The 13,684-nt window shown below is 65.5% G+C and carries 16 protein-coding genes; 6 read left to right on the top strand and 10 right to left on the bottom strand.

Annotated features, from left to right (window positions below):
- From cofG to BKN37_RS20840, 6 genes are all read right to left on the bottom strand, one after another.
- Positions 1 to 772 (bottom strand): 7,8-didemethyl-8-hydroxy-5-deazariboflavin synthase CofG (cofG, locus tag BKN37_RS20860; protein WP_071028867.1); only part of this gene is annotated, 772 nt, incomplete at its 3' end.
- A gap of 15 nt (positions 773 to 787) precedes the next feature.
- The gene (locus BKN37_RS20855) at positions 788 to 1,087 is read right to left on the bottom strand and encodes an alpha/beta fold hydrolase domain-containing protein (RefSeq protein ID WP_071028866.1); all 300 of its coding nucleotides are present in this window, start codon (positions 1,085 to 1,087) and stop codon (positions 788 to 790) included.
- Positions 1,078 to 1,548 carry an alpha/beta hydrolase gene (locus BKN37_RS28000; RefSeq protein ID WP_083341937.1) on the bottom strand — a complete coding sequence of 157 codons (471 nt, stop codon included), beginning with the start codon at positions 1,546 to 1,548 and terminating at the stop codon, positions 1,078 to 1,080. Before BKN37_RS28000 ends, BKN37_RS20855 begins: the two co-directional genes overlap by 10 nt.
- A gap of 64 nt (positions 1,549 to 1,612) precedes the next feature.
- A complete protein-coding gene (locus BKN37_RS20850; protein ID WP_071028865.1) occupies positions 1,613 to 2,758 on the bottom strand; it encodes an LLM class flavin-dependent oxidoreductase in 1,146 nt (381 codons plus the stop codon).
- Positions 2,751 to 3,083, bottom strand: a complete 333-nt coding sequence (locus BKN37_RS20845) for an LLM class flavin-dependent oxidoreductase (protein ID WP_071028864.1) — start codon at positions 3,081 to 3,083, stop codon at positions 2,751 to 2,753. Before BKN37_RS20845 ends, BKN37_RS20850 begins: the two co-directional genes overlap by 8 nt.
- Positions 3,080 to 3,445, bottom strand: a complete 366-nt coding sequence (locus BKN37_RS20840; RefSeq protein WP_071028863.1) for an oxidoreductase family protein — start codon at positions 3,443 to 3,445, stop codon at positions 3,080 to 3,082. Before BKN37_RS20840 ends, BKN37_RS20845 begins: the two co-directional genes overlap by 4 nt.
- 64 nt (positions 3,446 to 3,509) lie before the next feature.
- On the opposite strand from BKN37_RS20840, the gene BKN37_RS29300 reads away from it, so the two are divergent.
- Positions 3,510 to 3,791 carry a hypothetical protein gene (locus BKN37_RS29300; protein ID WP_158260414.1) on the top strand — a complete coding sequence of 94 codons (282 nt, stop codon included), beginning with the start codon at positions 3,510 to 3,512 and terminating at the stop codon, positions 3,789 to 3,791.
- Positions 3,792 to 4,091: 300 nt separating this feature from the next.
- On the top strand, positions 4,092 to 4,736 hold the full coding sequence (locus BKN37_RS20830; RefSeq protein ID WP_158260413.1) for a TetR/AcrR family transcriptional regulator: 645 nt from the start codon (positions 4,092 to 4,094) through the stop codon (positions 4,734 to 4,736).
- Between the two features lie 10 nt (positions 4,737 to 4,746).
- Here BKN37_RS20830 and BKN37_RS20825 read toward each other — a convergent pair whose 3' ends face one another.
- Together BKN37_RS20825 and BKN37_RS20820 are read right to left on the bottom strand one after the other, a co-directional pair.
- A complete protein-coding gene (locus BKN37_RS20825) occupies positions 4,747 to 5,202 on the bottom strand; it encodes a nuclear transport factor 2 family protein (protein WP_071028860.1) in 456 nt (151 codons plus the stop codon).
- A 34-nt stretch (positions 5,203 to 5,236) separates the two neighbouring features.
- Positions 5,237 to 6,859 (bottom strand): PEP-utilizing enzyme, encoded by a 1,623-nt coding sequence (locus tag BKN37_RS20820; RefSeq protein ID WP_083341935.1) that lies wholly within the window; start codon positions 6,857 to 6,859, stop codon positions 5,237 to 5,239.
- A 190-nt stretch (positions 6,860 to 7,049) separates the two neighbouring features.
- Between BKN37_RS20820 and BKN37_RS20815 the strand changes: the two genes are divergently transcribed.
- Entirely contained in the window at positions 7,050 to 8,075 is a 1,026-nt protein-coding gene (locus BKN37_RS20815) for a helix-turn-helix transcriptional regulator (protein ID WP_071028859.1), read from the top strand.
- On the opposite strand, the gene BKN37_RS27995 is transcribed toward BKN37_RS20815, so the two are convergent.
- Together BKN37_RS27995 and BKN37_RS20810 are read right to left on the bottom strand one after the other, a co-directional pair.
- A complete protein-coding gene (locus BKN37_RS27995) occupies positions 8,057 to 8,746 on the bottom strand; it encodes a TetR/AcrR family transcriptional regulator (RefSeq protein WP_083341933.1) in 690 nt (229 codons plus the stop codon). The two genes, BKN37_RS20815 and BKN37_RS27995, sit on opposite strands and share 19 nt — an antisense overlap.
- Positions 8,743 to 9,399 (bottom strand): TetR/AcrR family transcriptional regulator, encoded by a 657-nt coding sequence (locus BKN37_RS20810; protein WP_242657311.1) that lies wholly within the window; start codon positions 9,397 to 9,399, stop codon positions 8,743 to 8,745. Before BKN37_RS20810 ends, BKN37_RS27995 begins: the two co-directional genes overlap by 4 nt.
- Positions 9,400 to 9,740: 341 nt before the next feature.
- On the opposite strand from BKN37_RS20810, the gene BKN37_RS20805 reads away from it, so the two are divergent.
- The 3 genes from BKN37_RS20805 to BKN37_RS20795 form a co-directional block, all read left to right on the top strand.
- A complete protein-coding gene (locus tag BKN37_RS20805; protein ID WP_071028858.1) occupies positions 9,741 to 11,441 on the top strand; it encodes a phytoene desaturase family protein in 1,701 nt (566 codons plus the stop codon).
- Between the two features lie 145 nt (positions 11,442 to 11,586).
- A complete protein-coding gene (locus tag BKN37_RS20800; protein WP_242657310.1) occupies positions 11,587 to 12,807 on the top strand; it encodes a phosphotransferase in 1,221 nt (406 codons plus the stop codon).
- Positions 12,808 to 13,404: 597 nt separating this feature from the next.
- A partial coding sequence (locus tag BKN37_RS20795; protein WP_165618371.1) for an ATP-binding cassette domain-containing protein occupies positions 13,405 to 13,684 on the top strand: 280 nt, incomplete at its 3' end.

Below are 13,684 nucleotides of genomic sequence, written 5' to 3'. Positions count from 1 at the left end.
CGGCCAGGGTCTCCCCGATGCCGACCAGCAGCCCGGTGGTGAACGGGATGGACAGCCGGCCGGCGTCGGTCAGGGTGCGCAGCCGCACCGCCGGGTCCTTATCCGGGCTGCCGTAATGGGCCAGCCCCTTGGTCTCGAACAACCGCCGCGAGGTGGTCTCCAGCATCATGCCCATCGACGGTGCCACCGGCTTGAGCCTCGACAGCTCCGACCAGCTCATCACCCCGGGGTTCAGGTGCGGCAACAGGCCGGTCTCCTCGAGCACCCGGATGGCCATCGCCCGCACGTAGGACAGCGTGGAGTCGTAGCCACGCTCATCGAGCCACTGCCGCGCTTCGGGCCAGCGCTCCTCGGGCCGGTCACCGAGGGTGAACAACGCCTCCTTGCAGCCCAGCTCGCCGCCCCGGCGGGCGATGTCGAGGATCTCGTCGGGCTCCAGATACATGCCCGCACCGGCGGCACGCAGCTTGCCGGGCACGGTGACGAACGTGCAGTAGTGGCAGGTGTCGCGGCACAGGTGGGTGACCGGGATGAACACCTTGCGCGAGTAGCTGACCGGCAACCGACCGCCGGGCCCGACCCGCCCAGCCGATTGCAGCCCGGCGTCGCGGACCCGTGCCGCGCTGGCACACAAATCGGCCAGGTCATCGCCGCGGGCGGTCATCGCCAGGGCGGCCTCGTCGGCGTTGAGCACCACACCGTCGCGGGCGCGGCGCAGCACCCGGCGCAGCGCCGAGGAGTTCGAGGCCGGTATCTGTGCCGGATCAGCCATGCCGGCGTTGTCCGCTCATACCATCCCTGCGGGTCGCTCTGGCTCATAGCAGACCCGAGCGGCCACCCACCGCGTGATGTCGATGATCACCTGCTCGCCTCCGGGCTCATTGCACACGTCGTGTCGCATCCCCGGGTAGGTCAGCAATGTCTTGTCAATGACAGTTGCGGTGCCGACCAAGTCGATCAGCAGGGCGGTGAAGAACCCATGGTGCACTAGCGGGTCGGCCTTGTAAGCCGCCAGGACCGCCGGGTCGGACATCATCGAATCAACGGGCATCCTGAAAACCGGCAACCAGGGCGCGATCAACGACATAACGCGCGCAGCACCGAACACTGCAGACGGCGCTTTGTCGCCGGGCCAAGGGCAGGCGCAATCAGCACGAGGCCGGCAAGTTCACCGTCGGCAACGCGCGTCAAAGAATACGACGCACTAATCAGTCCGCCCAGGCTGTAGCCGACGAGAAACAGGGGTACCCCACCGCCGCGCCTGCGGGCCAGGTCCAGGATGAGGGCGAGGTCGTCTAGATAATCGCTGAATCGCTTCAACCCTCCCCGGCGCCCACCTGAACGACCATGCCCACGTAGATCGGGAGCCACGACCGCCCACCCGCACGACACCAACGCTGTGATCAACCGCGGATAGCGCCTGCCGTACTCAGCGCCACCGTGCAGGAAAACGATGCTCGCCCGCGGGGGGTTATCGGGGTCCCAGACCTGCCAAGCCAACGGTGTACCGTCATCGGCGGTGAGGACCCCCGTATGCGTCGGTAGCATTCGTCTTCCTCGCGATCGTTCCCGAGCTACGATCCGACAGCCGCCCCGGCTGGCGTGCGGACACTTACGCACCGGCCGATTTCTTGAGCGCAGCGCACAGCTCGACCATCCAGCTCACCGAGGAGGGTGCGTCGGCCGGATCCCCGACGATCGGCAGGTAGTCTATGGGCATCACCCAGTCGATCCCGGCCTCCAGGTACGGAACGATCTGCTCGGCGACTTCGCCTGGCGTACCAGTGATCCAGGCCTTCCGGACGTGCTTCTCGGTGGTCGCCGCCACGATGGCGTTAACCAGCTCATCCGGCGTGGCGTAGGGCAGCAGGTCCTTGAAGTACGTCCAGCCGGGCGGGAACGGCAGCCCGAGCCCATCCTCTTCCCATTGTCGAGACTCGACGCGGCCGGTGGCAGCGCTGACGAATTTCATCACCGGGTTGTGGCAGGCCCGCTCGATGGCGGCAGGGTCGGAGTGCATCAGCACAGTCGCCCACAGCCCGATGCGGAAGCTTCCGGGGTCGCGGCCCTTCTCCTCGACCTGGCGCCGGATACCCGACACCGCCTCGTGCACGGCCTCCGGAGTGGTCAAGGCGTTGGGGATGGCAACCGCCAGGCCGTCGGCCCAGGAGGTGACGTAATCGGTCAGCTGGGGGCCGCCGCCGAGACCCCACACAGTCGGCTGGTGTTGCCGCGCCCCGCCCAGGAACGCCCTGTTGAACGTCCAGCGCTTGCCCTCGTAGTCGAAGGGGCCATCGTGCTCCAGCATGGCGCGGTAGATTCGGAGCAGGTCGCGCAGCCGGGACCTGCCCTGGTTGGTCGGGTGCCCGAAGGGCGCTAACTGTTTGGCCTCGCCGCCGCCGATCTGGAAGTTGGCTCGGCCGCCGGTGAGGTGGGCTAGCGTCAGCATGGATTGGATCAGCTCGGCCGGCCCATGCCGCACACTGTCGGTGGTCAGGTGAAGGTTCAGCTTCGGCGCCGCGGCGTGCACGTATGGAGCGACCATGAACGCATCCATCGCCGAATCCGGGTCGCCGATCACGGCGGCCATGGGTGTGTTCTCCGGGGTCCACAGCTGGCGGGGGATGAACCCGGCCAGCTGGTCGGGGATCAGCACCCCGTCCACGACGCCGCTGTCTTGCAGTGCGCGGCACTGCAAGACGAGGGTGTCGGCGGGAAAGTGACGGTCGGTCCAGACGCCGACGCAGGTCTCAAGCATGCCGGGCTCCGTTGGCAAATCCGGCAGCGTGCAGCGGGTGTCGGGCCGCCGGGGGGATTACGCCGGTGCCGACCCCGATCCGGGTGGTACGCGCTGCGATGCCGCCCAGCAACGCGCCGGCCTCCTTCAGATTCCACCGCTCGGACAAGAACACCCAGCGGAACCCGATCTGTTCAGCCTGCACCCCGTCGTCCAACCCCTGGGCGCGGGGGCGGGCCGCGGTCTCGGATTCGGGGCTTGGGCGTGCCTTCATCCGACCGGCGATCACGTACGCCGAGAGGTCCTCGATGACTGGGACCGTGGCGGCGGTCGTCGGCGCGGTCACGCCGCCGCCACCGTGTCGAAGGAGTTCAGGTCGTGGCAGTGCGTCAGGGCGCGCAGCAACGCAACGTCGGCGAGTCCACGGTCGTCGGCTTGGGCGAGGGCACCGATGAGAGCGATGCCCTGGCCGAGTGGGTAGAGGATGGTCTGGCGGTAGTGCGACACGCACTCTTGCCACGGGTAGTCGCGCACGCCGTGCTCGCCCAGTCGGTCGTGGTAACGGCGCAGCAGCCGTTCCCAGTGCTGCCGTAGGTCGTCGATGTCCATGCTCCCGGCGAGCAGGTTGCCCACATCCTGAGTCCCCCGGCTGACCCCGATCATCTGCCAGTCCACGAAGACCGGGATGCCGTCGGCATCGAAGAACACGTTGTCCAGCCGAGGGTGAGACCAACCACGGCTCCTGACAGACCGGAGAGTTCCAGAACGCGGCGTGCTGGTCGGCCAGCGCGTCCATGACCCGCTCGGCGTCCGCCACGGCCAGCCCGGCCACCTGGTCGCCGGCGCGCAGGCCAGCGAGGTCTTCCAGCAGCAGCGGGGTGGCCGAGCCGTCTCCGACGCCGAGGCACCGGGGGCTGCGCAAACGGGTCCGGTCGGCAAAGCTGGCGTAGAACCGGGACTCCCGCTCGAAGAGGTGCATGGCCGCGTCGATCGTGGCCCGAAGCTCATCGGCGGCCCGGATCTTGGCGATCGCGCTCGCGGGGCCGGGCGGTGAGTCTGGCGCGTATGACAGTCGGACCCGGGCGATGTCGCCGATTGCGCCGGTCACCCCCAGTGACTCGCTGCGCACCTCGGTCACGCTCGCCCTCGGGAACCCGCGGGAATGAAGCTCGCGCTCGCACCACTTCGGATCCAGCCCGCGCAGCCTCGGTGCCACAGCGGAATCCACCGCGTCCGACACCGTTTTCTGACCAGCCATAACACGACTCCCATTCCTGCCGCGGGCCGATGTCTGCCTAACACGCGGATGGTTAGTAATTTGTTACCAACCTCTCCCGCTGCTACGTTACTACGGGTGTCAAGCGCTTCCCCGCGGCTGTCGATGGAGCAACGACGAAGCCTGATCTTGGCCGTCGCGCGTGAGGAGTTCCTCGCTCAGGGGGGCTACGCCGGCGCCCGCATTCAGGCCGTCGCGGACGCCGCTGGCGTCACCAGCGCGCTGATCTACAAGCATTTCGAGTCGAAAGAGGTGCTCTTCGAAGAAGCGATCATGGCGCCGCTGCACGAGCTGCTGGCGGCGCGCATCGAAGAGGTCCGCACCCTGCCGCCGGACCCGACGGGCACCGCGCAACGGGAAAGCACCCGCCGGTTTATGCGCACCCTGCTGCGCACCTTCGCCGAGTCGGTCCCGGCACTCGGGGTGATCTTGTTCGGCGAGCGTGACGTGGCCCGCCGGTTCTATGGCGCCCATTTCCGGCCGCTGATCGACGCTGCCGTCGAAGCCAGCAAGGCCAACTTGAGCCGTTGGCCGCACCGCGACTTTGACCTCGAGACCGCGATTAGCGCGGCCTTCGGAGCGGCGTTCTGGACCGCATTAGACCTGTCCATGCGTGGGGGCATGCCCGACCAGCTGGACCTGCCGGCGCTCGATGCCCAGGCCGACCGGCTCGCCGACCTGCTCATAGACGGCATCAGCGCGCCGCCGCGACCCCACGAGTAGGAGCGGGCCCTCAACCGGTGGCTGGGGCATCGGCTTGTAGCGCGTCGAGTCCGACCGACGGCGCGATCTCGACGAGCTGACGGCGGGCGAAGAGCCACCCACCGTCCTGTTTGACGTAGTCGTCGGTGTAGTAACCGAGGACCTGCAGGTCAGTGCCGAGGTACCTGCCGAGGACGTGGACGTGCACCGTTCCGGTGGCGTGGTCTCCGTCGAAGTCGCTGATCCGGTGGTTGCTGGTGAGGTGGATCAGGTAGTCAATCAACCCCTCCATGCCACGGAAGGTGGTGTCTATGGCTGGCCGGCCGTCGCAGAACGGGATTCCGATGACGGTCTCGTCGAACTGGCCCTCCTCGGCGAACAAGCCCGCACACTCCCGATATTGCTGAGTGTCGCAGTAGTAGGAGTAGCGGGCAACCAGATCCTGGATTGCTAGCCTGTCGTCGATCGGAACGTGGGTCGCTCCCATCGGTGCTCCTTTCGTCACAGTGCGGTGGTCGGGTTCACTGCTGTGGATCGCGGTCTGCAGCCCGGATGATCTCAAGCGTTCCGTTCGACCCGTCGACCCGGCACCAGTCACCGGTGCTGATCCGGCGGGTGCCGTCTCCGGTGCCCATGACGCACGGGATGCCGAGTTCGCGGGCCACTACGGCGGCGTGGCTAAGCACGCCGCCGATGTCAACGACGAGGGCGGCGGAGGTGAACATCACGGAGGCCCAGCTGGGGTCGGTGAATGGTGCGATCAGGATCTCGTTGTCGTCGACGTCGACGAAGTCCGGGTTCAGCACGACCCGTGCGCGGCCTTCGATGACGCCAGCGCTCGCGCCGACGCCCTGCAGTACGAGCCCCTGAGAGGACGGGACGACGCTGCCGGGCGCGGTTGCCGGCAGACCTCGCCACGAACCTGGCAGCGCCTCTGTGAGGTACTGCTCGTGCAGCCGCCGGCGCTCGGCGACAACCGTCTTGGCCCGGTCGGTGGGCCCTAGCCGGAGAAGCTCACGTGCGGTGAGGTACGCAGCGTCATCGGGGTCAACGAGCACACCGGCACGGGCCAACTCCTCGCCGGCCCGCCGGGCGGCGGCCCGCGCGACGTCGAGAACCTGCAGATACGCGATCTTCCCGACACCACGCAGCGGTACGTAGCGGGCGGCGAGTCCGAGCGCTAACTGTGCACCGGCGCGCCGCGTTCGGGGGATCCGGGCGAGCAGCCTCATCTCGGCGGCCCGCCGCTGCTCGACGCGGCGGCGCATCGCAGCCTCGGGTCGTTCGTGCTCGGAACGGCGCGCGTAGCCGTTGGCGAGGCTGAGCACGGGGGCAGCGTCCTCGCGCCAGACCCGGCTGGCAATCTCCCCCTCGTTGGGCCCGTGGTAGCCATGCCGCCGCAGGAACTCTGTGAGCGCCAGCCGGTCGCGCGACAGCTCCCACAGATCGTCGACCATGTCCAGTTCAACGTGCATGCCCTGGCCGGTCAGCACCTGGTCGGCCAGGTCTGGTTCGCCGACGCGTTCGGCCAGCCGGTGGATCTGATCGTAAAGCGGCTGCACCACGGCGAACGTACAGGTGATGTGGGTGTACATGGCGTCGTCGAAGCGCTGCAGCGCGGCCTCGAACCGTGCCCGGGCTGCGCCGAGATCCATCCGGCCCACGGAACTGACCTGGTTCTCCCACCATCGGGTCGTGGTGGTACGCAACCGTCGTACGCGCGTTGGCGCCGACAGGGCGGCGGCGGGGAGCCTCGCCGCGATGATCGGTAGCCGGCGTCGGGTGGGCCGGCTGCGGAAGTCCTCGGGTAGCGTTCCGAGGATCTGTTCGGCGACCGCCGCCCCGGTCGTGCCGGGAAGACGGTCGCCCATGTCTCCCAGGAAGCTGACCTTGGCGGCGAGGCGCCCGTGGAACACGCCCATGATCCGCTGGGCCGGGTCGATGGGGACCTGGACGTGCGCCTTTTCGAGGGCACCGAACGACACGAAGGCCCGGCGCAGCGCGTGTTCGCTGCTCTGACCCCAGAACGTCCAGTTCAGCGGGGTAAGCACGCCGGGGACCGCCTCGCCCATGTTGGAGGTGCTCCACCATGCCGCGTTGTCCCACTCGCCGTCCACGACCCCGACCGGGTCCAGCGGAGTCATTACCGGCTCCTAGGGATTCCGGCGAACATCAGATTCCCAGCAGTCAACGGCGGGCGCCCAAGTGGATCCCGAACCGGGACGACTGTGCTCGCCATGCTGACTGATGCTAGGGACGCTCGTGGCCTCCGAACAGGACATCCAAGGACCCGGTCATAGCATTTTCGGACATCGGCGGCTAACGTCCCGGGCCATGAGCACCACCGCGGCCTCCTGGGACTTCCCACGTGGCGTGTCCGGCATCCGTGTCCTGCTCGAGGTGGCGCGCGAACTTGGCATCCCGATCACCGACCTGCTGGATGGCAGCGATCTGTCCCCGTCCTCCCTGACGGACGCGGACACAATCGTCGATGCTGCCCAAGAGATGACCGTCATCCGCAACCTGGTATGCCTCGCCGGTGACCGGCCCGGGCTGGGGGTGGCCGCCGGCCGACGGCTGACCGTGGGCATGCTCGGGGTATGGGGTTTCGCCATGCTGCTCAGCCCCACAGTCAGCGATCTGCTCGACATCGCGCTGCGCCATGGTCACGGCAAGCTGTCCTGGATCTTCATGCGACCGATGCTCGTCCGCCGGCCCGGGTCAGCCCGACTCGAGCTCGACGCTTCCGAACTGAGCCCGGCCGTCTACCACTTCATCCTCGAACGGGACCTCACCAGCACCGCCACGGCCATCGGAGGCATCGTCGGACATCAGCTGCCGCTCGTTCTCGAGACGAGCTTGCCGGCCGAACGGCGGAAGGCTCTGCGGGCTGCCCTTCCGCAGTCGGTTAGCGTCGGCGGCAGCCACCGGAACGCGTTCGTGTTCGACACGGCCACGCTCACCCACCCGCTGCCGATGGCGGATCCCCTCACCGCCGAAGCCGTGGAGCGGCAATGCGTCGATCTCGCGGTACGCCGCGCCCGCCACGCCGGACTCGCGGGCCGGATCCGGTACGCTCTGCACCGCAGGCCGGCCTCGCCACCGACCCTGGCGGACATCGCCGCGGACCGCCACGTCGACCCCCGCACCATACGGCGCCAACTCAGCGCGGAAGGGACCTCATTTCGAGCCCTTCATGAAGAGGTCCGTCACCGCCTCGCCCTCGAACTACTGAACACCGGCGAACTCTCTGTCGCCCAGGTGTCCCACCGCTTGGGCTATTCGGACCCAGCCAGTTTCAGCAGAGCTTTCCGCCGATGGACCGGCCACTCCCCCAGCGCCTACCTTCTCCGCAGCTGACGGCCCGCCGCCGGTGCTGCGGATGGACAACCCCAGGCGAGATCCCGTCGATCCGGAGACGCGTAGAGCGCCCGCCACACGATTTCGGCGCCTGTGTCGATCAGTGACGTTGCGTCGCCACAGGTGGGGACCACTTGCTGCATGACGCGGTCGACCATCGATATCAGCCATGCCGCCGTTGTATCCGGGGCGAGGTCCGCATCTATCCAATTCTCCCGTTGACCACGCATGATATGCCGTCTCAGCTCCCCTCGTTTGCGCTGAAAGGCTTCGACGCGCTCGTGACGAAGGTGGGGATCATGGGCCGTCATTTGCTGTATCGCCGCCAGTACGGTCCGACTCCTGCGATGAATTACGGCAAGTTCTTCGAGCGCTCCTGAGACGGCCGAGCGACCTGGGCTGGATACATTCCACCATTCGGCGTAGCCGGCGGTCACTTGAGCGTCGAATTCCTGGTGCCAACCACGAACTAGTTCGCCTTTGTCTTCGAAGTACAGATAGAAACTCGCGCGTGAGATACCGGCACGTCGAGCGAGGCGCTCGACGCTGAGCTCGGCGAAGCTCGTATTGTCCTCATCGACGCACGCGGCCGCCGCATCGGCGAGTGCCCCGAGCGTGTCGACCCGGCGGGCAGCACGGTTGGGTAGTTGGCGCCGCGCCTCTCTGCTCATGGTCCGGTCAGTTCTGAATACAGCGCTCTCCAGACGACATCCGTCACAGCGGAGGTGTATTTTTTCAAGTCACGGTCGACCGCGGGTCCGACCAATTGCAACTGGCCGTACTCCAACATCCACGTCAACCACAGGGCGAGATCATGCGCCGAGTGATCGGACGTGATGGCATTGGCCTCTTGCCCCAACCGAATATGTTCCTCGATCGCCGCCACAAATGCCGCCATCATTCCGGTGAAATGATCCCGGATCACCGGATCTTGATTGGCCTGTTCCACAATACAACGCATGACGACCCGGTGGGATCGGTAAGCGTCGAATATCGCCGCGAACGCCGCTTCGTAATCAGATTTAGCGGCTCCGGCGGTCAACTCCAACCATGCGTCGGCAGCGTGCAGGAAATCGTCTTGAACAGCACCGACGAGGCTCGACAGGAGCCCACTTTTGTCTCCGAAGTATTTATAAAATGTCGAACGCGCAATGCCGGCTTCGCCGACGAGTCGTTCAACGCTCAATTGTGCGTAACTCGCCCCCTCGTCGACCAACCGTTCAATCGCATCGGCGAGTCGACGCTGGAACTCCGAGGCAACCGTCTGGTTCCGCCGGACGACGCAGTCAGCGCGTTGCCGTCGACTCGGAAGCGCTGCTGACACGCCATCGATCATAACGGCGGGGCACCGTGTACCGGCCTACCGCGGATCGCGTCGCCCGTCCATGGGGCGCACGCCGGCAATGGGGATTGTGTTCTGGATCGCATTCTGCATACAGTGTGTCTAGTCGCTACGACTTCGCCGAAAGCGCCGCATCGCCGAGATCCACGAAGCGCTGCGCAACATCGAGGTTGTACAGCTGGTGACACCAGAAGGCCACCGTCGCTGATGGCAAAGCAGGACAGGACAAGTCGTCCCCCAGGTCCAGCCCGCGGCTTAAAATTTAATAAACATTAGATTCATACCTGAGCGCGTCACCGCTCCCGGCAATCGAAGGACAGATCATGAAGGACTCTTCCGTGCCACGCGAAGCCGATGTCATCGTCGTCGGATCTGGACACAACGGCTTGGTCGCGGCCGCGTATCTGGCCAAGGCTGGCCTCGACGTCCTGGTGGTGGAAGCCTCGCCGACCGCCGGCGGCATGACGTCGACCAATCCGTTTGCGCCAGAGGCGCCGGAGTACATGATCAACGAGGCATCGATCCAAGCGTCGTTGTTCCGCACCACGACCATCGACCGGGATCTGGGGCTGTCACGGTACTACGGCCTGCGTCAGACGGTGATCGACCCGGCACATTTCCAGCTGTCGGCTGACGGGGCCTCGCTGGGCCTGTGGCGTGATCCCCGCAAGACCGCCGCCGAGCTCGCGTACTTTTCCAAAAAGGACGCCCGCGCGCTGATCGAGCTCTACGAGGTGATCGACGCCGCTGTAGAGATCGGGCTGCCGATGATGCAGACCAGCGTGACCCAGCCTGAGATCAAGAACATCCTCAAATCGGCGCGCGCACTGGCCAAGAACCGCAAGCAGCTCTCCGCGCTGGGCCGCTGGATGAGCAGCTCCCAGGCCGAGGCCGTCGAGGAGAGCTTTGAGCACGACATGATCCGCGCACCGATGCTAAGCAGTCTGCCGTTCATGCCGTTCGACGCCGACATGTCGGGCTGGTCGCTGATCTATCTGGGGGTGCTGTCCAAGTACGGGGTGGCGATGTTCCACGGTGGCACCGGCTCGCTGCCCAAAGCCCTGATCGGCGTCATCAAAGACAACCACGGCGACGTGATCACCAGGTCACCGGTCGAGGAGCTGATCGTCACCAACAACCGCTGCACCGGTATACGCATCAAAGGCGGCGCCGAAATCCATGCCCGCCGTGCGGTGTTGACCGCATGCAGCCCCAGGACCACACTGACCCGGCTGCTGCCCCGCGGTGTACTTGAGCCCAAGAAGCAGAACGCCGCCGACCACATCCCGACCCGCAAACGCGGGATCGCCGACGCCAAGGTCAACGTGGCGCTCTCAGGCCGGATCGATATGTCCAAACATGAGAAGTGGCGCGACGACGGGATCGACCTGCGCCAAGCGTGCAACTGCTACCACACCTACGCACAAGCACTCGAAGCCGCCAGGGCTTGTGTGCGCGGCCAGGTGCCCGACGCGATCCCCGGACTGGCCCAAGTCACCAACTCCTTCGACCCGTCGATGTCGCCGCCGGGCAAGGATCTGTGGTGGTTCTGGACCGGCCTGACCCCGTCCTTCCCTGAGGAGGGTTGGGATGTGGCCCGCAAGAAGATCACCGACAGCATCATCAAAGACGCCGAAATCTATTACAAGGGCGTCGAAGACATGCAGGTCGCCGTGCGACCGCTGGTACTGCCGGATATCGAGGAACGATTCTGGGCCATCGACGGGTCTGTCTATCACGTGGACCCAACCATCAGCCGCTTCGGCCCCAACAAGCCGGTCGCCGGCTTTGCCGGCTACAAAACCCCGGTCGAAGGCCTCTACCTCACCGGATCGGGCACCCACCCCGTGGCTGGTATCAGTGGTATGCCCGGCCAGAATGCAGCACGTATCATGCTCAAACACTTCAAGATCCAGGACAAGGGCGGACGCCTCGGCGCACTCAAAGACTTGCTGACCACCCGCAAGAAAGCTGATGTGGACCCGTACTCCAGCGGCCAGAACGACCCCTTCCCCACCGGCTAGGCACCGGAAAGAACTTTGGGATGATCGCCTCGGCGGGCGCCCGAGGGCGGTTTGTTTGACGAGGAAATATGTGCGTGGCCGCAAGCGGCATGGCGGTATCCAGCCCATTACATTCCCACCAGAACCAAAAGGATTGGATAACAAAATGACTGCCATATCTGCTTTCAGCTCTTCCGTGAACGAGTTTCTGCAGCGTGACCCGCGGGCAGCCCTCGGCGTGCAAGCGATGGGGGTGCTGGGCTGTGCGCTGGCGGAAAAGGTTCGCCCCCCGACCCCGCGCACGGCCGCCGACGTGCCGATCTCCGGCTCCCACGTCACACCGGAGTGGCTGACGGCGGTGCTGTGCCGGGGTGTGCCAGGTGCGCACGTGGTGAGTTTCAGCAACCCTAGCGGCAGCAGCGGTAGCACCGAGCGCCTCGCGCTGCGGGTCGTCTACGACGACGCAGGGCAACGAGCGGGCCTGCCGACCGAACTGTTCACCAAAGCCGGCACAAAGGTCAGCCAACGACTGCTCACCGGCGGCGCCGGCGTACTGCATGGCGAAGAACATTTCTACATGTCGCTACGCGACAAGACCACGATGGAAGCTCCCCGCGGGTACTGGGCCAAGGCCGACAACCGCTCGTGGCGCTCGATCACGATCATGGAGGACATCGTCGCAACGCGGGGAGCTCGATTCGTCGGCCCGACCGAACGGCTCACCGAAGATCAGATGCACGACCTCGTGCGCACGCTGGCCTGTATGCACGGCCAACTCTGGGAAGACCCGGCCATCACCGTGCTACGCACCCTTCGTCAGTACATCGACCGCGCGTCCGCGATGGTCGCCGCGCGCGATCGAGCCGCGGTCGGCATGGACCGTGCCGCGCAGGAGATCCCAGCACGGCTGCACGGACAGGCGGACCGCATCTACGAAGCCACCGTGCGCTCGCTGAATATCGGCACCAATGAGATGCCGCAGACCCTGCTGCACGGTGACGCCCACGTCGGGCAGACCTACGTCACGGCCGAGGGCAAGATGGGCTACGCCGACTGGCACCACTGCCTTCGAGGCGGCTGGGCCTTCGACTTCGCCTACGCCGTCAACTCGGCCTGCGAACCGGAAGATCGCCGCGAGTGGGAACGGGGGCTGATGGAGACCTATCTGAATTCTCTGGCCGAATACGGCGGTGCGGCACCGAGTTTCGACGATGCATGGCTCAGTTACCGCCAGCAGAGTTTCTGGCCGCTGACCGCGTGGCTGTTCACGATCGGACGGGCCTGGTACCAGCCGGAGATGCAGCCCGTCGACCGCTGCAAGGCGATTATCCGGCGCACTGCCGCAGCCGTCGATGACCTCGATGCATTTGGCGCGCTCGGCATTTGACTTCAACCCAGGCACACCGACACTCGGCCAACATTCGACCCCATCCGGCCAGCGGCGAATTCGACGTCGACGGCGAGATTGAACCGCGTTCTTCTTCTTGAAACTGACGTTGGTGCATTATCTTACGAAACCTGCCTCGTGTTGCGTTGGAACACGTTGTATAGTCTGATATTTCGATCGAGTGCGGTAGACGCGCCTCTGCCGCGAGCAACCGATCCATCGCCGAGGTTTCCCGCCCCGGTAGCCACCGCCGCGCCGTCAGGATGCTCGACTGGCGGGCAACGAGGCTATATTTTAGCTAATCATCAGAGCGATGCCACCGTTCCGGAGACAGACGTTGGCATGTGCGCGAGTGACCGGAATCTAACTAATCAGCGTGTGACACAGTCTGTGTCGGCCCGTCATGACAAGGCAGCGACCCAGGTGATCTAGTGATTGCGAAGGTGACCGCTGACACATATATTATTCTAGATTAGATTTAACCGACAGCCGCGCGAGTGAGGACCGAAGGCGATGTCAACCACGTCGACTACGGTCACTCACGCCGCACACCCAGGCGCCTCCGGGTGCTGAGCGACGTTGGAGGAAGGATCTCCCATGGGTGTCGCCATTGAGGTAGAAGGACTGACTAAGTCCTTCGGTTCGGCGCGAATCTGGGAAGACGTCACGATGACGATTCCCTCGGGTGAGGTCAGTGTGTTGCTGGGCCCGTCGGGTACCGGCAAATCGGTGTTTTTGAAGTCGCTGATTGGTCTGTTGCGCCCCGAGCGCGGCTCGATCCTGATCGACGGCACCGACATCATCGAATGCTCGGCCAAGGAGCTCTACGAGATCCGCACCCTGTTCGGGGTGCTGTTCCAGGACGGTGCGCTGTTCG

The sequence above is a fragment of the Mycobacterium talmoniae genome, from assembly GCF_001854525.1.
Taxonomy (GTDB): domain Bacteria; phylum Actinomycetota; class Actinomycetes; order Mycobacteriales; family Mycobacteriaceae; genus Mycobacterium; species Mycobacterium talmoniae.
This window is presented reverse-complemented; position numbering and strand designations above follow the sequence as displayed.